18 protein-coding genes are annotated in these 19,033 nt (G+C 43.1%); 5 read left to right on the top strand and 13 right to left on the bottom strand.

Going from position 1 to position 19,033, the window contains the following annotated elements:
* Positions 1-12 precede the first annotated feature (12 nt).
* The 11 genes from LCY76_RS15115 to LCY76_RS15165 form a co-directional block, all read right to left on the bottom strand.
* Positions 13-861 (bottom strand): hypothetical protein, encoded by an 849-nt coding sequence (locus LCY76_RS15115; protein ID WP_248253299.1) that lies wholly within the window; start codon positions 859-861, stop codon positions 13-15.
* Positions 858-1,451: a PilN domain-containing protein gene (locus LCY76_RS15120; protein WP_248253300.1), complete on the bottom strand. Its 594-nt coding sequence runs from the start codon at positions 1,449-1,451 to the stop codon at positions 858-860. The genes LCY76_RS15115 and LCY76_RS15120 overlap by 4 nt, the downstream gene beginning before the upstream one ends.
* Positions 1,441-2,439, bottom strand: a complete 999-nt coding sequence (gene pilM, locus LCY76_RS15125; protein ID WP_248253301.1) for a type IV pilus biogenesis protein PilM — start codon at positions 2,437-2,439, stop codon at positions 1,441-1,443. The genes LCY76_RS15120 and pilM overlap by 11 nt, the downstream gene beginning before the upstream one ends.
* 28 nt (positions 2,440-2,467) lie before the next feature.
* Positions 2,468-3,220, bottom strand: coding sequence for a prepilin peptidase (locus LCY76_RS15130; RefSeq protein ID WP_248253302.1), 753 nt, complete (start codon positions 3,218-3,220; stop codon positions 2,468-2,470).
* 64 nt (positions 3,221-3,284) lie between these two features.
* A complete protein-coding gene (locus LCY76_RS15135) occupies positions 3,285-3,773 on the bottom strand; it encodes a type II secretion system protein (RefSeq protein WP_248253303.1) in 489 nt (162 codons plus the stop codon).
* A 63-nt stretch (positions 3,774-3,836) separates the two neighbouring features.
* Positions 3,837-5,048, bottom strand: a complete 1,212-nt coding sequence (locus tag LCY76_RS15140) for a type II secretion system F family protein (RefSeq protein ID WP_248253304.1) — start codon at positions 5,046-5,048, stop codon at positions 3,837-3,839.
* 1 nt (position 5,049) lies between these two features.
* Positions 5,050-6,090 (bottom strand): type IV pilus twitching motility protein PilT, encoded by a 1,041-nt coding sequence (locus tag LCY76_RS15145; RefSeq protein ID WP_248253305.1) that lies wholly within the window; start codon positions 6,088-6,090, stop codon positions 5,050-5,052.
* Positions 6,091-6,099: 9 nt separating this feature from the next.
* A complete protein-coding gene (locus LCY76_RS15150; RefSeq protein ID WP_248253306.1) occupies positions 6,100-7,764 on the bottom strand; it encodes a GspE/PulE family protein in 1,665 nt (554 codons plus the stop codon).
* Between the two features lie 5 nt (positions 7,765-7,769).
* Positions 7,770-9,179 (bottom strand): VanW family protein, encoded by a 1,410-nt coding sequence (locus LCY76_RS15155; RefSeq protein ID WP_248253307.1) that lies wholly within the window; start codon positions 9,177-9,179, stop codon positions 7,770-7,772.
* A gap of 16 nt (positions 9,180-9,195) precedes the next feature.
* The gene (locus tag LCY76_RS15160) at positions 9,196-9,927 is read right to left on the bottom strand and encodes a PRC-barrel domain-containing protein (protein ID WP_248253308.1); all 732 of its coding nucleotides are present in this window, start codon (positions 9,925-9,927) and stop codon (positions 9,196-9,198) included.
* 51 nt (positions 9,928-9,978) lie between these two features.
* Positions 9,979-11,121 carry a Bax inhibitor 1 family protein gene (locus LCY76_RS15165; protein WP_248253309.1) on the bottom strand — a complete coding sequence of 381 codons (1,143 nt, stop codon included), beginning with the start codon at positions 11,119-11,121 and terminating at the stop codon, positions 9,979-9,981.
* Between the two features lie 134 nt (positions 11,122-11,255).
* On the opposite strand from LCY76_RS15165, the gene LCY76_RS15170 reads away from it, so the two are divergent.
* The 3 genes from LCY76_RS15170 to LCY76_RS15180 all read left to right on the top strand — a co-directional run bounded on the left by LCY76_RS15170 (position 11,256) and on the right by LCY76_RS15180 (position 14,010).
* The gene (locus LCY76_RS15170; RefSeq protein ID WP_248253310.1) at positions 11,256-11,741 is read left to right on the top strand and encodes a type IV pilus modification PilV family protein; all 486 of its coding nucleotides are present in this window, start codon (positions 11,256-11,258) and stop codon (positions 11,739-11,741) included.
* Positions 11,738-12,217 (top strand): prepilin-type N-terminal cleavage/methylation domain-containing protein, encoded by a 480-nt coding sequence (locus tag LCY76_RS15175; RefSeq protein WP_248253311.1) that lies wholly within the window; start codon positions 11,738-11,740, stop codon positions 12,215-12,217. The genes LCY76_RS15170 and LCY76_RS15175 overlap by 4 nt, the downstream gene beginning before the upstream one ends.
* A gap of 77 nt (positions 12,218-12,294) precedes the next feature.
* A complete protein-coding gene (locus LCY76_RS15180; protein WP_248253312.1) occupies positions 12,295-14,010 on the top strand; it encodes a hypothetical protein in 1,716 nt (571 codons plus the stop codon).
* Positions 14,011-14,043: 33 nt separating this feature from the next.
* On the opposite strand, the gene LCY76_RS15185 is transcribed toward LCY76_RS15180, so the two are convergent.
* Positions 14,044-15,726, bottom strand: coding sequence for a sensor domain-containing diguanylate cyclase (locus tag LCY76_RS15185; RefSeq protein ID WP_248253313.1), 1,683 nt, complete (start codon positions 15,724-15,726; stop codon positions 14,044-14,046).
* 126 nt (positions 15,727-15,852) lie between these two features.
* Entirely contained in the window at positions 15,853-17,157 is a 1,305-nt protein-coding gene (locus tag LCY76_RS15190) for a bifunctional folylpolyglutamate synthase/dihydrofolate synthase (protein ID WP_248253314.1), read from the bottom strand.
* 84 nt (positions 17,158-17,241) lie between these two features.
* Here LCY76_RS15190 and LCY76_RS15195 point away from each other — a divergent pair, with 84 nt between their 5' ends.
* Together LCY76_RS15195 and LCY76_RS15200 are read left to right on the top strand one after the other, a co-directional pair.
* Positions 17,242-18,153: an ATP-grasp domain-containing protein gene (locus LCY76_RS15195; protein WP_248253315.1), complete on the top strand. Its 912-nt coding sequence runs from the start codon at positions 17,242-17,244 to the stop codon at positions 18,151-18,153.
* Entirely contained in the window at positions 18,146-19,021 is an 876-nt protein-coding gene (locus tag LCY76_RS15200) for an ATP-grasp domain-containing protein (protein WP_248253316.1), read from the top strand. Before LCY76_RS15195 ends, LCY76_RS15200 begins: the two co-directional genes overlap by 8 nt.
* The last annotated feature ends 12 nt before the right edge of the window (positions 19,022-19,033 follow it).

Genomic DNA, 19,033 nt, shown 5'->3' on the forward strand with positions numbered 1-19,033 from the left:
AGCGCTTTGTCCTTATTTTTTCTTTTCTTTTGCAAGCTCAGCATTTGTGAGCGGATCCTTTTTTTCTACCGGCTGATCATACTTCACTTTCGGCAGATCTTTCATATATTGTGTCAGCTCCGGCAAATAGTAGGCGCTGATTAAAATTTTAAAAGATAGTCCCTCAGGCTGATCCTCTGCCATTATAGGCGTCTCTTCTGTCGATGGAAGTTCTTCCTCCGGACCAGTAAAAGCGACTCCCTCAATAATCGAGATCCGCTTCAGTTTTTCAACCTCTTTTACAAACCGGGCTAGCCCATTATAGTCCTGTGAAGTAACGGTAAGCTCCACACTGGTTTTTTTTACGCCTTCAGGAAGAGGCGCTCCAGCAAGAGGAACAACTGTTGTTTCTTTATCGGAAGACGTCTTTGGATCTTCCATTTTACCAGTTTGTGAAGCTGTTGTTGAATTCGTATCTGAAGTGTTAGATGAGTTCTGGGAAGAAGACCCAGCACTAGCCGGCTGGGAGGTTTGCTGTCCCTGAACAGGAGCCGCCGTTCCATCCTCTCCTTTAAATTCCATTCCTTCAATAATACTGTCAGAAAGAACCTCTGCTTTTTCCAGCTGAAGCATGAATTGGTCAACGAGAGGCTTGACCGGCACCTCCTGCTGAAGAGCATACGTATTTTCAATCATGGATGGAGCTGAAGCTTCATGGACGGCTGGCATCTCGTTCTGCTTCTTCAGCAGCTTGGTCTCCGTTTCATTCTGGTTGGCTTCTTCATGCAAAGGAGTAATAACCCCAACATAAAACAAGACGCCAGCCAACAGGACGATAACAGCTGAAAATGGAAGAATGTATTTATTTAGTGATTCGGTCATTGTTTTCCGCCATCCTTTAAGTCCTTAAATGCCGCTTCATTTAACGTCAGCTTATAGGTCGCCAAGTATCTTGGGAGTACATTTTTTTCACCTTTAAGCTCATCTGTTTCCAATTTTTTCGATTCCACTTTTTCAAGCTCCGCATCCGTAAAATTCGGAGATGATGACAGCTCATGCAGGTACTGTGCAGAATCAGGCAATGTATCAAACTGAACAGCTATGGAAATATCTTTGCCGCCATCATATTTGTACGTTATAAAATAGCCGCGCTCCGGCAGGAAAGAGACAAGATGCTGAAGCAGTTCGGCTGCTGGTATTTCCATACCTTTAATATAGTCGATCTTTTCCTGAAGCGGCGCACTCGCTACGGCAGGCTTTGTGCTTATCGCATTCTGCTTTTGAATATCAGCCATTTGCTTTTCTTGTTTAAGGTCATTCCGCGTCTGGTTAACCTCTTGCTTTGCAAGATAATAATCCACCCCAAGCCAGATGCTCCCTACAAGCAGTATGACCAGAACACCCATGGGCAGCAGCTTGGATGAAAAAGATGACCGCTCTTTTCGCGGCAGCAGATTGATATCAACTAACATGCTGCACCTCTTTCAAACCAAGGCCAAGCACGACATCAAACCGGGATGGAAGATCTGCTGAAATTCTCTGGTTGGATTCAGAAGAAATAATTACAATTGGAACGGAAAACCTGGCAGAAAGCTTCTCTTTCACATAAATCAGTTCTGGGTGTTCACCGGTCAACAGAATTTTCGTCACACTTTCTTGTCCCAAACTTAAATTGTTTCGATAGTGTCCGGCAATCCGGTCAATTTCCAGCATCATATCATCAATTTCACCATGCAAATATCCAGGTTCTCCGTCCCAAAAGGCCGCTTGGCTGTTATGTGCATGGTTAAATGTAACGTTTGACAGATCCACATCCATTTTCAAATGATTGAAGAAGTATGGTTTATGCTGATGAAAGATACTAAGCTGTATCGACTGGATATCAAACTGAAGGCAAAGGATGTGTTCCTCTTGATCCGCCAAATTGCGATGAAAAATATAACGGTACAGCGCCAAGAAGGAAGCATCCGCAACAACGGGCTTCAATTTCGCCTGTTCAAGCATCGAAGTGTAATCCGACACAATTTCTTCTGCCGCCGCAAACAGCAATATTTCGAGAGAAGACTCCGATCGGTTAAGGATCACATAGTCAAATACAGGATTATCAAACGGCACATGGATGGTGGAACCCAATTCCAAATAAAGGTACCCCTTGATCTCCTCCTCTTTCAATTCAGAGGGCAGGTTTTGTTTGCGCATCACGAGTTTTGCATCAGGCACATTAAATTGCACTTCTCTCCCTTTAATCCCCCAGTCACTAACACACTCTTCCAAAATAAGAGAAAGTGTTTCATGATCCTGAATTTTACCATCCTTAATAAGCCCTTCAGGCAGATACTTTTCCCCAAATTGACGAATATCAAGCGTTTCCGGCTGCTTAAAATCCACGAAACGAATGACATGATCCTGTATGAATAAGTTTGCTTTCCTGCGGTTAAATGAAGCCAATCCCCATGCCATTTCTTCTACACCTCTGTCTATGTTCAACTCAGTTCATTAATTGAAAGTACCATTTGATGATCTCATGATAAAAAAAGTAGGATACGAGAGTACCAAGTACAATATAGGGGCCAAATGGAATCGGCTGCCCTCTTTTCACAAGCTTTAACGCCAAACCCGCAACCCCGAGCACTGCTCCAAACAGCGTGGCCAGCATAAAAGCTAGCAACGTTGCCTTCCAGCCAAGGACGATGCCAACAACTCCCATCAGCTTGATGTCTCCTCCGCCCATTCCTCCTTTTGATACAACAGCAATGAGGAACAGCAGCCCGAAACCGAGAGCAAAGCCAGCAACAGGATCCCACCAGGGATCAAGCGGTATAAAAACGCGCAAAACAATAAAAACGGGAGTAAAGAATAATAGCACCTTATCTGGAATGGTCATATATTTGATATCTGAAACCGTGATAATAACAAGGAGCGAGATCAGACACCAGGAAACAAGCAGTTCCTTTGACCATCCCACCAACAATGGCGAAATCGTAAAAAGAATTGCGGTGGATATTTCTATTACAGGGTAGAGAGCTGATATTTTCGTTTGACAGCCCCTGCATTTCCCCTTTTGGAAAACCCAAGAGAATACAGGAATCAGTTCGTACCAGGTAAGGTTACGGTCGCAGGTTGTGCAGCGGGAGCCTGGGTGTACGATCGACTCGTTGTTTGGGATGCGCAAGCCGACTACGTTAAAGAAGGATCCGAATACTAATCCATAAGTACTTAATAATAGAAATATTGTTTGCATCTACTTCTCCTACTAAATATAAAAGTATGAACCTCCCTCGCATTTGAGAGAGGTTCTTAAATTATTAGTTAACTTTGTCTCGTTTCACAAAATTTTCTGTGACAGGGCTGCCATCCGTATTTTTAACTCCTCTAGTTCCATTTATTAATTTAACAGAGTATGTGTAGTTATTAGTTGTAGTTTTAGTCACTACCACATAGGATCCAGCAGGTGCTTCTGCCGTTGGTGCAGTATCAGCTGAAGTAGTGTATCCACCTGATGTTTTATCAGGATCAGCAATATCATCCAAATATCCTTGTTTCTGTAAAAAATTCAAGGATAAATATTTGGTACCAGTATAATTATCAGGATCTGCTGTAACTGCCATTTTTGCCGCGTTTATCATTTGCTTTGCGTTACCAACATGAGCATCCTTCTTAGAGTTATCTAGAATCCCACCAATACTCAAAACAGCAATCCCTGCAATGATCCCCAAAATAACTACGACAACCAAAAGCTCAATAAGTGTTAAACCTTCTTCATTCTTCAAATACTTTTGCATTAACTTACGCATCCGTATTCCTCCTTTTTTTTCTTATATATCGGTTAGCTTCAGGGAATTTTTATAACTTTCCGACTACTTTCCGACAGAATCATAGATTTTAAACATAGGCACAATGATGGATATAACAATTGTTCCGACCACTGAGGCAAGAAAGACGATCATGAGCGGTTCAATTAAGGATTTGAGCCGGTCGGTCGCGGTTTCAACTTCTTTTTCATAGAAATCAGCTACTTTTCCAAGCATGGCATCGAGCGATCCTGTTTCCTCACCGATTGCGATCATCTGTGTAACAAGCGGTGGAAAGATCCAGTGTTCTTTCATTGGTTCAGCTAAACGCTGCCCTCTCTCAAGCGCACCTCTTGATTGTCTAAGTACTCGGGCAACCACCTCATTTTCTACCACCTTTTCCACTATCGATAAAGCCTGCAGCACAGGAACTGAACTGGAGAACAGCGAACTCAGTGTTCGAGCCATCCGTGCCAATGAGGATTTTTGTAACATTTTACCGAATAATGGTAATTTTAACATAGCATAATCTAGGTAATATTTACTAGATGGTTTTTTTCTGATGAGATAGATTGATAGAGAAAATAGAAAAACAAGGACCAAGATAATCCACCAGTATCCCTGAACAATATGACTGGCTGAGAGAACGAACTTCGTAATACCTGGAAGCTCTCCTCCAGCCTCTTCAAGCATGGAAGCAAACGTCGGCACAACCTTAGCCAGCAAGAATATAACTACCCCAACTGCGACGACTCCTACTATGGCCGGATACGTCATCGCTGAAATGATCTTCTGCCTCGTGTAGTGCTGCTTCTCAAAAAAATCAGCAAGTCTGGATAACGTTTCCTCCAGACTACCCCCAAGCTCTCCAGCGGCAATCATATTGATGACGATGGAAGGAAAGATGGCAAGGTGTTTCCCCATCGCTGCCGAGAGTGGATTCCCCTGTCTCAGCTCTTCTTCCACATCAATCAGCACCTTTTTCAATGCCTTGCTTTCGGTCTGGCCGGCAAGGATTGAAGTTGAGTCAACCACCGAGACACCGGCCTTCAGCAAGGTGGAAAACTGCCGAAGAAAAATTACAAACTGCTGGGACTTTACCCTCGGCCCGATGGAAATCTCTTTGTTGAGGAGAGTCTGTTTTGCTTCTTGCAGCTCCATGACCGCGATGCCTTTCTCACGGAGCTTGAGCACTGCTTCCCGTTTTGAAATTCCGATAATGGCGCCGGTTTTCTTTTTTCCGGTCCTGTCCCTGCCGGTATATTGAAATTGCGGCATGCTAGTAACTCCTCTCCTGGAGGTAAGGTTCAGCTGATTCTCTTAATATCTCCTGCCGTTCCAACGCTTCCTTCAGCGACATCTCAAAGGTATGCATGCCTGATGCCTTGCTCGTCTGCATGACATTATGGATCTGGTGAATTTTCTCATTGCGGATCAAGTTGGCAACTGCAGAGTTGTTTAATAGAATTTCTGTTACGGCTTTTCTTCCATTCTTATCAGGAGTTGGGAACAAACGCTGTGAAAGAATACCGACCAGCACGGAAGCCAGCTGAATACGAATCTGTCCCTGCTGATTCGGCGGAAACACGTCAATGATCCGGTCGATCGTGGACGGTGCACTGCTTGTATGAAGCGTTCCTAACACCAAATGCCCTGTTTCCGCAGCTGTTATGGCTGTTGAGATCGTCTCCAAATCTCTCATTTCCCCCAGAAGAATGACATCAGGATCCTGTCTGAGCGAGGAACGAAGCCCGTTAGCAAAGTTAGTCGTATCAAACCCGACTTCACGCTGGTCGATGATGCACGTATTGTGCCGGTGCAAGTACTCGATCGGGTCTTCAAGTGTGATGATATGGCGTCGCATCGTGCGGTTCATATAATCAATGATAGAAGCTTGAGTGGTTGATTTCCCGCTTCCCGTCGGCCCTGTTACCAGGATCAGCCCTTGTGGCCTTGCTGCCATCTTTTTTAACGTATCCGGAAGTGCAAGATCCTCCAGAGTCGGGATGCTTGTAGGAATAACCCGGATCGCCAGACTGACACACGACCGCTGATGGTATGTATTGATCCTGAAACGGGATACTCCTTTTATGCCGTAGGAAAAATCAAGTTCTCCCTTTTCTTTGAATGTTTCATAGCTTTCTGAAGGAATAATCGACCGGGCAATCCCGTACGTGTCTTCCGGCAGCAGCGGCTCGGTTCCGTATTTTTTTAAATCACCATTGATTCGGAAAACCGGCGGCATGCCAACGGTTAAGTGAACATCCGATGCTCTCAGCTGAAAAGCTGCCCTCAGCCATAATTCCAATTTTTCTTTCATCCTTTACACCTACTCACTCGTGGCTACCCGCAGGATCTCTTCAGTGGTTGTTAGTCCTTTTTTCACTTTAAGCAGCCCGTCATCGATCAAAAAGATAGTGCCGCTCTTTAAGGCATATTCACGGACTTCAAGCATCGGGCGGTTATTCATGATGAGCTGCCGGATATGCTCGTCCACGACTAAGATCTCGTGAATAGCAAGGCGCCCTTTGTAGCCTGTCATGTTGCATGTTCCGCATCCTTTGCCGCGAGTCACAATCTCGATCTTCATGCCCCTCTTGGAAAAGATCTCTTTTTCACGTTCTGTCGCTTTATATTGCTTCTGGCAGTCCCGGCACACTCTGCGTACGAGGCGCTGTGCTACGATTCCGGACAGAGAAGCGGCCACGAGGAACGGCTCAACGCCCATATCCGTTAATCGGGCAATCGTGCCGATCGAATCGTTCGTATGAATCGTACTTAATACAAGGTGTCCTGTTAAGGAAGCCCGCACGGCGATTTCTGCTGTTTCCGTATCCCGGATCTCACCGACCATGACAACATCGGGATCCTGCCTCAGGATCGCTCTCAGACCGTTGGCAAATGTCAGTCCGACATTGCTGTTTACTTGAATCTGGTTGACGCCCTCGAGCTGGTATTCTACCGGGTCTTCAACCGTAACAATGTTAGACTCTTCATCGTTCAGACGATTAAGCGCGGCATACAGCGTGGATGACTTTCCGGAACCCGTCGGACCTGTGATCAATACGATGCCGTTGGGCTGCTCGATCAGCTGCGTAAATCTTTGATAGTTCAGCTTGTTGAAGCCGAGGTTATCCAAATTGTTCAGAGAGCTTCCCAGATCCAGGATACGAAGAACGATTTTTTCTCCATATATGGTCGGAAGTGTGGAGACACGCAGATCTACCGGATGCATTTCCGCATTCATTTTTATCCTGCCGTCCTGAGGAAGCCGGCTTTCGGTAATGTTCAAGTTAGCCATGATTTTAATTCTGGCAGTCAGCATGTTCTGCATGTGTTTCGGCAGATTCCGGTCTGTTTTCAGCATACCGTCGAGCCTGTAGCGCACAGCTAATTTCGTTTCCTGCGGATCAAAATGGATGTCTGACGCCTTTTGAAGCACCGCCTGCAGGATGATCTGGTTAACGAGCTTTACGATCGGCGAATCTTCTTCCATGATGCGGCTCTCATCGCTCAAAACTGAACCTTGCGGAAGCAGGTCCATTAGCTCGCTCATCGATTCATCCATGTTATAAAACTTGTTATGCGCCTTTAAGATATCGTCTTTCGTCGCAATGGCACGCTCAATCTGAAATCCTGTCGACAGACGCAGGTCATCGATCGCTGTAAAATCCATCGGATCAGCCATCGCGACGAGCAGTTTGTCTCCTTCTTTTTTTAGAGGAATGAGCTGGTACCTCTTGGCCACGTCGCCTGGCACAATCGATACGATCGGTTCCTCGATGGGATAGCGGAAAAGGCTGATATGCGGGATGCCGAGCTGAAATTCAAGCACTTCGATCAGCTGCTGCTCTGTGATGTAGCCTCTCTCGATAAGCGCATCGCCGAGCTTTTGTGATTTTGTTTTCTCCTTTAACGTCTGCATCAACTGCTCTTCCGAAAGGAGTCCGGCATCAACCAAAATGTCACCAAGTCTTTTTCGCTGGCTTATCATTCCGCTCACTCCTGTTTATCTCCTTTATCCGACTGAACGTTATTCTGGCCAGCCGCAGATTGTGTGTTTGAATCATTCAATCTTTTTCTTGCGATATCACCAGAGCGTGTTTCGGGTATCGGCGGATACGTTACGGTTCCTTGAGTCCCTGGAACAGCAGGTGTTGAAGGCCCCGGGTCCGTTGCTGTTCCGGGATCTGTTGAACTGCCTGGATCCGCCGTTACCGGATCGGCAGGAGATGTACCGTCTGTTGCCGTTTCTATCGGAAACCCGCGTTTTTCCATCCGAGGAACCGGAGGATAGAAATCCTCTGAAAGCTTTGTTTTTTCAACGATTTTGCCTGCCCCATCATAAGCTGCTCTGAAAACCGCAGCCAAAACCCCCTTCTCTCCTGCCTGTAAAAGCTCGATAGCGCCAGGGTCCATATCTTTGTCATATTGAACGATCGTTCTGGGATCATATACCGTTTTCTTAACCGATGTTTTATATGTAAAAGGAAATGGAGCTCCGACAAGAGAAACTGTGACCATTTTCTTTTTATAGCTCGTGTCAAGGATATAAGAACCCGGATTCGGATTTTGGAATACGAGATCCTGCTCATCAGGATCAACTGCTGCTTCAAAGCCCAGTTTAATAAAACCAGGAAGCTCCCTGGAAGTATTCCTTTCAATCATTTCAAAATTGGACTTAGCTACCGCCGAATATATTGAGCTTGCAAGAAGAGCCAGATCATCGGAATCTTTCGGCTGAAGGCCCTTTTTCTCCATGACTTCACGCAAAGAAAAGATAGCACCCGGTTCAATTTGATAGCCGTTTAGTGCTTTGACCCAGTCCTCCAATAAAAAATATTCATATTCCAATGGCACTTTAGCTGTGCTTACTTTAACTGGTTCAAGATTTTGTTCAGCATAAAAGTCTCCAAGTTTAAGTACGGTCTGGCCGGAAGCAAGAATGGATGCCGTCTCTCTTATTTGGTGGAGAAGCAAATCCATATTCAATGATTTTTCCAGACCCTTATTTTTAAATTTTTTTAAAGAGGCTGTCACTTTTTCCTGCTTTACATCAACGAGAAGAGGATTGTCACCTTCTTTCGCCTGGTTCAGGCTGTCGGAGATCCGAAAAGCCACGGCATCAGCAGGGAGAATAACTTGTTTTTCGTTATAAGCCAAAAGGATGCTTGAACTCATTTTCCAATCAGCAACCTTCTTATCAAGTAACCCTTCTGCCTCTGCGTTTGTTTTATTTTCCAAAGAAACCGGCCCTACATGAACCCCCTTATTTTTAATTTCTTCTCCGAATGATTTATTGTATAAGTTTGAGCCGTAGAGAGAAACGCCAAAAATAAAAAAGGAGGAAAGGCAAAGAATACCAAAAATCATAAAAAACCGTGTGTTCTTAAATTCTGGTTGCGCCAAAGTCCCTCCCCCTTTTTTAGTCAGCCGCGTTCATGGTTAGCTCAACCATGACAGAAGGGCCTTCCTCACGAGCTTTTACAATATCTTCTCTGCTGAGCAATGTTCCGCTTGGGATAATTAAATTCCCTGTTTTTGAATAAATGTCTTTGGAAGCACGCTTACCAGTTAACAGTTCTAGCTGTTTTTCTTTTAGCGGATCTTCGTTCGCGAATCGATCGAGTGTCAATTCTTCTAAAGTCTGTTCAGGCTCGATTAGCTGTTCTGGTTCATTTAAAAAATGCAGCTGGCTTTCTTCCTTCACCACGATTAAATCACGTCCAAAGGTCACCACAAATTCCGATTTCAAGACTGCCTCTTTATCCTTCATACCGATTGTCAGACCAAGGATCGATCCGTTATCTTCGTTAATATAAAATTCACTGGCTTCACCAAGCAGCTGCCCTTTGCGGTCAATGACTCTAGCTCCCGAAATACTGATTTTTTTCTGTACGAGTTCGTTGGCAATCGGTATCTCTGTTAAATCGAAAATAGAATTGCGGTCTTCGATGGTTACCGCAAATTCACCGACACCCACGATTTTTTTAAACGGAACCGCCATTACACTGATCTGCCAGTCCGCATGTTCTACAGTTAAAAAGTCAACGCTCCCCTGCTGTGCGTTGATCACCAGGGACTTCACTGTTCCGATTTCTGCTCCTTCATTGATGCTGATAATCGGCAAGCCGACAAATTGGTTGCTCTTCTTCACACTCATCACTCAATTCTATCTAAATTGGTAATATTATCATGCAACACCAAATTATTGTACTATATCTTCAGGAATTAGGTAAGTAGTAAAATAGTACTCTATTTCATTTTTTATCACACCATATTCCAAATAGCGTTCTTTCAAATCTGATAACAATGATGCAAGCTTGAGATTTTCCTTTTCCTGAATATAAAAATCCCTCAGTAAACCGGAAAAGATATAATAATCTTTGGGAGAAAGCTGCTGCTGCAAAACGGTTGTCAGCACGCTTTCGAATTCTGCTCTCTCGCCATGTTCCCTCACCCAGCTCACCTGTTCAATCATAAATTCAAGAATGTCTGGTGACAGATCTGCCTTTTTTTCTTCCATAACATCTGGCAATACGGCCTCTGCTTCATTCTCTTCAGAATCTTCTGAATCTTGTTCAGTCAGCACATCAAGTTGGATCAAGTCTTCCAAATCCTCGGACTGAGCAATGTCTATTGTTTTTTCCTCAGCAGATGCCTGGTCTTCAAATTCTGATACCTGTACTTCAGACAACTCTCCTAGCTCTTCCAATTCTCCCAGCAGTTGCTCTCGTCCGTGAGAAATCTCAGCAGAATGTTCCTCAGGCTGTGCCTCTTCCTCCATAACCGGCTCTGTCTCACGTCCTTTTACGAGGAAATCAAATTCATCCGTATTTTCTGCTTCCTCCAGAATGGTTTCAGGTTCAACAGGAACAGCGATTTCCTCCAGTTCCGGAATTTCCACGTTCTCAAGTTGGTTCGGCAAGTCCTGAAATACTTCAAGCTCTTGTTCAACTTCACTCTCCTCTGGTAATAGAGACTGTTGTTCAGCTGTGTCCACATGGTGAACCACTTGAATTCTGCGGCTCTCGGGCTCTAGTAAACTATCGTTCTGTCTTAATCCGGCCGGCTCCGCGGTTAACGGAATTGCTTCCCATCCAGCCTGATCGGCAGGGATGGCTCCCAGTTTTTTCTCCGTGATGTAGGCGGCAATAAATGAGAGTCCCGCCATGAGACCTGCTGTAAGCCAAAACGGCAGGTAACCTGCAGCAACCAATCCAATAAACGAGAGTACGATTGCGGTCCCAGCCAGCAACAATTTATTTTTCTTCGGTATGAAGCCCGGTCCAAAATAAAGCAAGGCTGTAACAAGGATCGCGCCTATTATTGCTATAAAATAATGAGCCAATTGCCTCCATCCCCTCTGTAAAATTCAACCATTTGATAAAATTCTTTCTTTTATTACAAAATATATCAAATTTCTGTAAACAAATTGTATAATAAAAACTATTAATTGGAAAGAACCTTTGCGGGGGGATTTTTTTGAAGAAGACAACCGAATCCGGTTTTACATTAGTAGAAGTACTTATTTCCTTTACAATTCTTATCATTCTAACGGCTGCTGTTTCCCGTTTTTTCTTGCAGGCCAACGCCTATTCCGAACAAAACAACAAGAAATTGGTGGCAGTTAACCTTGCCAGACAAATCGTTGAGGCCGTCGAAGCGTCTCCGCCTAAGGATGTGACAGCACTTACACCTGCCGTTCAACAAGCGGCTAACATGAACTATGATACTTGTGTTCAAACGAGTCTTTTAACTCAGGATCAATGCTCTGGTTTCTATAAGCACTTGATCAATAACACGAACTATACCGTAAAGCTTTTGATTACAAACGGACAGACGGACGAATGGAATGAAAAGCTCGTTCCGTTTACAGCAAGAGTTGACTATAACGACGGCAGGGACCGCTTTGTTACTGTTGAGGGCAACTATTTGAATACCAAATGGAAAGGGACTTCCACTCCATGATAAAAAGAATAAAAAATGAAGGCGGTTTAACCCTTGTGGAGCTATTGCTTAGCCTGTCGATCATGCTCATCATATCAGCCGTCGCTTATTTTGTTTTTTTAAACGGCTTGAACAGCTACAAAAAAACATATACAGAAACCCTGATTCGTGATGAAGCCGATGTCATCATGACCCAATTTATGAACGTCGTCTACCCGGCTAAAGACGCTTTACTTTCAACCGATAAAAATAATGTCATCATTCTGGACAAAGGGAAAAAGACCGAACAAAAATTTGGCTTCGACGGCTCGAACGCTGTCCTTAATTCTACTGCGCTCAACAATTCAGATTTTGATCTCAGCGGTTCGGTGCTTGAGCTGGATACAACGGCGAATACGATAAAGATCAAGATGAAAATAAAAAGCACAAAATCAGATAAAGCGAAGCCATTGGCATTGAACAGTCAGATCAGCCTGCTGGGGGGAGGCGGAAACTAGTGAGGTTCCGTTTAGATGAAAAAGGATCAACATTAACTCTTGTACTATTAATCTCTGCAGTGTTCGCCATAATAGGATTGACGTTAATCAGCACGACGATAAACGGGGCAAAAAAAACGAATACGAGGGAAGCTGAAGTTCAAGCCACCTATCTTGCCGAAAAAGGCATGGATTATACCGCAGCCAAGATTAACAATAAACTCAAAACAGAAATAGGAAACGGGATTCTGGTCAGCCAGTTCCCAGCCACCTTCACAAACGTAATTAATTTTGTCAAAGGACAAGTTATCGGAAAAACCATCAATCCAAGCGGAAATGGAACGTATATAGTAAAAGATATACAGTTTACAGATACGAGCAGCACAACTCCTAACCGGAAAAGTGTCACGATTCAAGTGGAAGCTAACGTCAAGAACCAGACAAAGCTATTGAAACGAACCATATTTTTTGGAACTGGTAATGCTCCTGAGATATTGAAGTATGCATTGGGTTCGTTTTGTTTATCAAAGAATTGTCTTCCAGGAGAAGGAAATATGTACCTTCAAGGAGCTTCTCAAATAAAAGGTGATCTCTATGTAGCGAATAATTTATTTGTAAAAGACAGCGGCCCTACAGTTTACAATTATAATTATAGTTATGGAACTTATACTGTTCCTTACTGGAACGATACGCTCTCCCCACAGCTTATTCCTAATGATTCTTCAACAAAATCAAAAATAGCATTAGGAGGTAATCTTTTTACTTTTACAGACGCAGCTCCTTTTATTAATTTTAACTTTTCAGAATTAAAATATGAGAGTGAGTACAGAAGTATCAGCAACTATTATCAAGCCCATTTAAACACGCCGGATGTTACAAATAGTTTTTACCAAAATGTAACCAATTCACCCGCTAATTATTTTACCTCTTCCGTTCCGTCGATTGTTAAAAGTAATTTCCGGCCTCCTATTATAGAAATTGCAGGTAAAAGAAACAGTTATAAATATAATTGGAATGATTCAGGTGTTTCCCCCATTCCTTTACCAAACAACAGAATGAATGATTCAAATACTTTATATAAGAGTTTGAAGATTTATCCCTACGATAAAAATGGAACGAACTTTGATTCATTTATACTTGAGGGAAACAACACGATCAATCAGTTTTCTTTTCCAGGGAATACCGAGATCACTGGACAAAGCAATAAAATCTCCAGATTAGAGTTTACAAATGGAGCTTATATTGGAGGGGATTTAGAGATTGGGTCCAAAAGTGCTTCAAATAATCCTAATACTTATCCAACTATTCAAATCAGAGGTTCTATTTTTGTTGACGGTGACTTAACCATTAATAATGTAAATGCACAGTTTGCATCACTCATCTATGTAACCGGAAAAACAACCATTGAGTATTCAACATTAAAGGGTTTAAATGAATCTTTAAAACCTCCTGGTTCCTTGATTGTTTTCAGCAAAGGAGATATTAATATTCAAAACAACAGTCTATACGATGATAACCCAAGCTACTTAAAAGGATTTTTTTATTCCGAGAGAGATATTGAAATGTATGGGGTAGGATCAAACATTTCTATAGATGGAGGCTTGTCGGCAAGGAAAATCATTTTGAATGCATTGGCTGGAAAGTACGCTAACCAGGGCCAAGAAGCTCTCATAAAATCCAGTGATATTAACTTATCACGGTTAAAAATCAATTACGATCCGGATATCATTGAAACATACGCCAACCTTAAAGAATCCGAACCGATGATTACAGATCTTGATGAGCCTGCAATCGCTGAACCTCATATGAAATAAAAAAAGGCCTTCTCCGATGAGAAGGCCTTTTGGCTATCCTACATACCTCGCAACCTTGTTCCTGCCCTGCTGTTTGGCGCCTGTGTACATGGCGCGGTCTGCATTGCGCAGGAGAGTGAGCGGATCCTCGCCCTGAAGTGGAGCAGTAGAAATACCGATGCTGGCGGTAATGTAGATTTGATGATGACGTTTGTCTTTTAGATCATCTTTAATGAGAAACGGATGCAGGGATATAATGCTCCGCAACTCTTCTGCCACGCGATAGCAAGTCATCTCATTCGTATGAGGAAGCAAGATGACGAATTCTTCCCCCCCATATCGTGCCACTTTACCGTTTTCCCCAATGTATTGTTCAAGTCGGCGTGCCAATTGAATTAACACTTCGTTTCCGCTTTGATGTCCATAGGTATCGTTAACCTTTTTAAAATGGTCAATGTCCATCAGGATGACAGAAAACTCCCGCTGAAAATAATTAAACTCATCATACATTTGAGAGAGGAGATTCTCAAAATATCGGTAATTAAAGAGTCCCGTCAAAGGGCATTGCTCGCTTTTGAGCTTTGTTGTTTCATAATTTTTTGCATTATCAATAGCTACCGCTAAATAGTTGGCCAGAATTTCCATAATCATCAGATGGTGTTTTTGAAACGTTTTTTTCTTCTGGTTCATAAACGTAATGACACCAACAATCTTCTGGCTTCGAATCATCGGAACGGAAATAATAGATTCTCCGTGCCCGTTAAAATGGCTCTCAGAAGTATCTCTCCATTGTTTTTTTGATGAGTAGAGTATACTCTTCCCGGTTGCCCAAACTTTTCCGCTCACCCCTTCTGTACGGAGGAGTTTAATATCATGTTTGATCATGCCCTCATTTTTCTCGTATTTCCGGATGAGTTTAAAATATTCTCCTGACTCTGCATCAAAGATATAAGCACCATCGACCAAAATAAACGAAGTCAGCTTATCAATGAACACATCCAGTATGTCATTTACTTGCAGATGCTCAGACAGCTGCTGGCCGATCTCACTGGATTTTTGCAGGAGATCATTGACCTGCTGGCTCGCATGGTACAAGTTGATGATGATGGACAGGCTTAAAAATGGAAAACCCACGTAAAAAATGGCCGGTGTACCAATCTGCGAATAGAGAACATAAAGGAGTACGCCGACAGGAATGACCAGCATCTCAAAAATAATATCGACCCAAAGATCTTTTTCAATAAAACGAACTTTTTGTGCAAACACATATGTTCTTACCACATATAAAAAGAGATGGTTCAATAAGAAATGTGCCAATATATATCCGGCAATCGGTATTAAATAAAATCCTTTGTTAAGGTCGTATGGGCCGGTATGCCCCCCGAGCAGCTCAAATATGATGCCGGATCCTACCGATATCCAGGCAAACATCAATGTATTGGTTAAATACCGATAATGCTCATTCGTACTGAAATACACCTTAAGAGTTAATGAGAATACAGCAATCTGAGTGATGATCAGGGAGAGAAATAATCCATAGTAAAGGAAAATCGCTAGCGAGATGCCGGTAATAAGCGAAATATTGGAGTTTAATACTCTGATCGGGAAAAGAGAAACGACCACGGTGAGTACCGTTAATACCGAAATATCAAAAAAAGAAATGGATGCAGGAAAATCATTCAGGGAGTAGCCTGTCCAAATTGCTGCTGGATAGAATATAACCCATACTATCCACATAACAAGCCGCCTTTTTTTATCCATGTTCCCTCGGTCCCCCTTCATGAGCCAAAAGTTCTATACCCTGCATACAGCTAGGTAAATACTATTATCTACTTATTGTAACAAAAGTTTGGAAAATTTCAATTACTTACCAATTATTTTCTTTAAAAATTTCTTGCACGCCCCAATAAAGTAGAGGGAGCCTGTGATTAGCAGGATATCTTGCTCTTTACCTGTTTCAAGAAAATTCATAAGAGCGGTCTCAAAATTCTCATCATATTGCTTTTTTTTCATAGTACTTTTTTCATATAAGGATTGGGCACTGTCCGCTCGATGATGCTCAAACGAAGTAAACATCATGGATGAACTGATCTCCTCCAACGGTTTGAGCATGCTTCCAGTGTCTTTATCCCTTAATGCAGCAAACAGCACATGAATGGCTTTTCCGGTAAAATGGCTTTTTAACGTTTCCTTTAAGGCCAGGATGCCTTCGGGATTGTGGGCACCATCCAAAATTATTTTTGGACGGTCGTTTACAACCTCAAATCGGCCAGCCCACTTCGCCTTTTTCATTCCATTGGTGATAGATTCCTCATCGATCACCCACCCTATCTCATATTTCAAGAGATCCATTGCCATTAAAGCTAATCCCGCATTGCTGACTTGGTGCTTTCCTGGCATGGCAATTTCCATAAGTGTTCGGTTTGAATAAGGTGATCTATAGGAAAATATCTCTTTCCCTTCTGACACCTTTATACGCTCCGTGTACATTTCTTTACCCAGTCTGTAGCATTTCGAGTGATTGTCCTTGGCTGTTTTTTCAATTACAGACAGAGCCTCAGCCTGATCAGTACCTGTAATGACAGGAACAGAAGGCTTGATGATCCCCGCTTTATGATGGGTGATCTCTGAAAGGCTTGAGCCAAGAAGATTCATATGGTCGTAGCCGATGCTGGTAATGATAGAAAACAAAGGCACGATCACGTTCGTCGAATCGTTCCGTCCTCCAAGGCCGGATTCTATTAAGCATAAATCCGGTGCACGTTGGCTGAAAAAAACATAAGCAGCAACTGTCACCGCCTCAAACTCGGACAGGCTGCCTAATCCTTCGTTTTCCACATCCCTGACAAAAGGCTTCATCTTCTCTATGACTCTTTCCAATTCCTTATCTGTAATCCATTTACCATCGAGCTGAATATGTTCTCTGACGTTAACTAGAAAAGGAGACGTAAATGTGCCTACGGAATATCCTTGTTCACGGAGAATGGCTTGAATCATCTGGATGGTAGAACCCTTCCCATTCGTTCCTGCCACATGGATGCAGCGCAAGGTTTTCTCCGGATTACCGAGTTTCTGAAGGATTGCCTTCATGCGTTCGAGGCCCATCTTCATCTCTCCTGCATCTGTCAGTTCCAGTTCATGGTTGATGTCTTCATAAGATGTAAACATCACGCTTCCCCTTTCGTATTGTGATATTTTCTTGGGAACGATAAAATAACGGTATAGTATTTGTAACACGGACGGAGGACAACAATGGCACAACCATCCTGCTGGATCATCTATAACGGCAACCTGCACCCAAAAAAATTCATGGACTTTGCCGAGTGGACGGCCAAAGCGGCTGAAAAAAAAGGCATTACACCAACAATTATCAAAAACAACGAACTGCTCGTTACATTTAAGAACGGAAAATCTATGATTTCTGGAAGCTATACAAATAGCTCTCCTGATTTTGTGATATTTGGAGACAAGGATATCTTCCTTGCCAAACAACTCGAAAAATTAGGTATTCCAGTATATAATTCTGCCGATTCCATTGAAATCTGCGATAACAAGTCGAGAATGTACCAAACCCTCGCAGACCACGGAATCCCTTTTCCAAAAACCATTATAGCACCAAAAGTATTTGGAGACCTTCATGATGAAAGCCATTATTATGCTATTGCAAGGGAAATCGGCTTTCCGATGGTTATTAAAGAAGCCTACGGATCGTTTGGTATGCAGGTTCACCTAGTAGAAAATGAACAGGAACTGCTTGACCTGATGAAATCACTAAAAAACACCGAGTATGTATTCCAGGAAATGATCAAGTCCAGCTACGGACGGGATGTACGCATCAATATCGTAGGCGGCAAGGCTGTTGCTTCCATGCTGAGAAAATCCGAGACAGATTTCCGGGCAAATGTCAGTTTCGGCGGAAAAACAAAGCCTTATACACCGACCAAAGAACAAATCAATCTGGCTGCAGCCTGTGCGGAAGTTACAGGAACAGACTTTGCCGGAGTCGACTTGCTGTTTGGCAATGATGGCTCTCCCCTCGTCTGTGAGATCAACTCCAACGCTCATATCCGCAGCATTTATGATTGTACGGGAATTGATGTAGCTCTGCATATGATGGATTTCATCCTCAATGATCTAAAAGAAAGAGGACCCTCACATGAGTAAAAGGGGATGGTTGATTTACAGTGTACAAGATGCTGAAAAGAATGCCTCCTTTATAAGCTGGATGAAAGAGGAGGCTGCAGCAGCCGGGTTAGACCTTGAACTTCGATACATCGAACGATTTGCATTTGGTGTAACGGAAAACAAGCTTTCTCTTTATTATGATAAACTGCAGGAACATTTACCAGCGTTTGCTGTGGTCCGGACGATCCATCCGCTCTTCTCTCTGCAGCTTGAACAAATGGGTGTGAAAATCTTTAATTCCTCTTATGTTTCAAGGGTGGCCAACGATAAGGCACGAACACACCAGCTTCTGGCGGAGGCTGGTATTCCCATGATGGACACCCTTTTCATCTCTCCTTCTTTATATCGTCCTGATTCTTTGCCTTTTGACTTTCCTTTAATTGCAAAGTTATCTTCAGGAAGGGGCGGAGAACAGGTCTACCTTGTAACAGAAGAACAAGAATTACGTGAGGCCCTTTCCGCCTATCCCCATCAAGAATGGGTGATACAAAAACCTGCGGCTCATCCTGGCAGAGATGTCCGGGTATTTGTCGTCGGAGATCAGATCGTCGGCGCAGTCCTTCGAAGTTCGGACGAAGATTTCAGAGCGAACTTTTCACTCGGCGGAAACGCTCAGTTCTACGATCTAAATGAGGAACAAATAGTATTGGCTCAAAAAATAATGTCCCATTTTGAGATGGGAATGGCCGGAATCGATTTCTTACTGGATAAAGACGATTCTTTTATTTTTAACGAAGTGGAGGACGTGGTGGGCAGCCGCACATTAAGTGCAACATCAGACATCAACATCGTTAGGACCTATATGGCCCACATCGCCGCACAAATAAAAGAGCCTGAAAGTGACTGATCACTTTCAGGC

The organism is Fictibacillus marinisediminis (assembly GCF_023149135.1).
Lineage (GTDB): Bacteria > Bacillota > Bacilli > Bacillales > Fictibacillaceae > Fictibacillus_C > Fictibacillus_C marinisediminis.

Coding starts and splice junctions, on each gene's coding strand:
- LCY76_RS15190 (WP_248253314.1), bottom strand. CDS start 17,157: ATGTTTACATCTTATGAAGACATCAACCATGAACTGGAACTGACAGAT.
- LCY76_RS15150 (WP_248253306.1), bottom strand. CDS start 7,764: ATGATAAGCCAGCGAAAAAGACTTGGTGACATTTTGGTTGATGCCGGA.
- LCY76_RS15195 (WP_248253315.1), top strand. CDS start 17,242: ATGGCACAACCATCCTGCTGGATCATCTATAACGGCAACCTGCACCCA.
- LCY76_RS15120 (WP_248253300.1), bottom strand. CDS start 1,451: ATGTTAGTTGATATCAATCTGCTGCCGCGAAAAGAGCGGTCATCTTTT.
- LCY76_RS15185 (WP_248253313.1), bottom strand. CDS start 15,726: ATGTGGATAGTATGGGTTATATTCTATCCAGCAGCAATTTGGACAGGC.
- LCY76_RS15135 (WP_248253303.1), bottom strand. CDS start 3,773: ATGCGTAAGTTAATGCAAAAGTATTTGAAGAATGAAGAAGGTTTAACA.
- LCY76_RS15115 (WP_248253299.1), bottom strand. CDS start 861: ATGACCGAATCACTAAATAAATACATTCTTCCATTTTCAGCTGTTATC.
- LCY76_RS15145 (WP_248253305.1), bottom strand. CDS start 6,090: ATGAAAGAAAAATTGGAATTATGGCTGAGGGCAGCTTTTCAGCTGAGA.
- LCY76_RS15200 (WP_248253316.1), top strand. CDS start 18,146: ATGAGTAAAAGGGGATGGTTGATTTACAGTGTACAAGATGCTGAAAAG.
- LCY76_RS15140 (WP_248253304.1), bottom strand. CDS start 5,048: ATGCCGCAATTTCAATATACCGGCAGGGACAGGACCGGAAAAAAGAAA.
- LCY76_RS15130 (WP_248253302.1), bottom strand. CDS start 3,220: ATGCAAACAATATTTCTATTATTAAGTACTTATGGATTAGTATTCGGA.
- pilM (WP_248253301.1), bottom strand. CDS start 2,439: ATGGCATGGGGATTGGCTTCATTTAACCGCAGGAAAGCAAACTTATTC.
- LCY76_RS15175 (WP_248253311.1), top strand. CDS start 11,738: ATGATAAAAAGAATAAAAAATGAAGGCGGTTTAACCCTTGTGGAGCTA.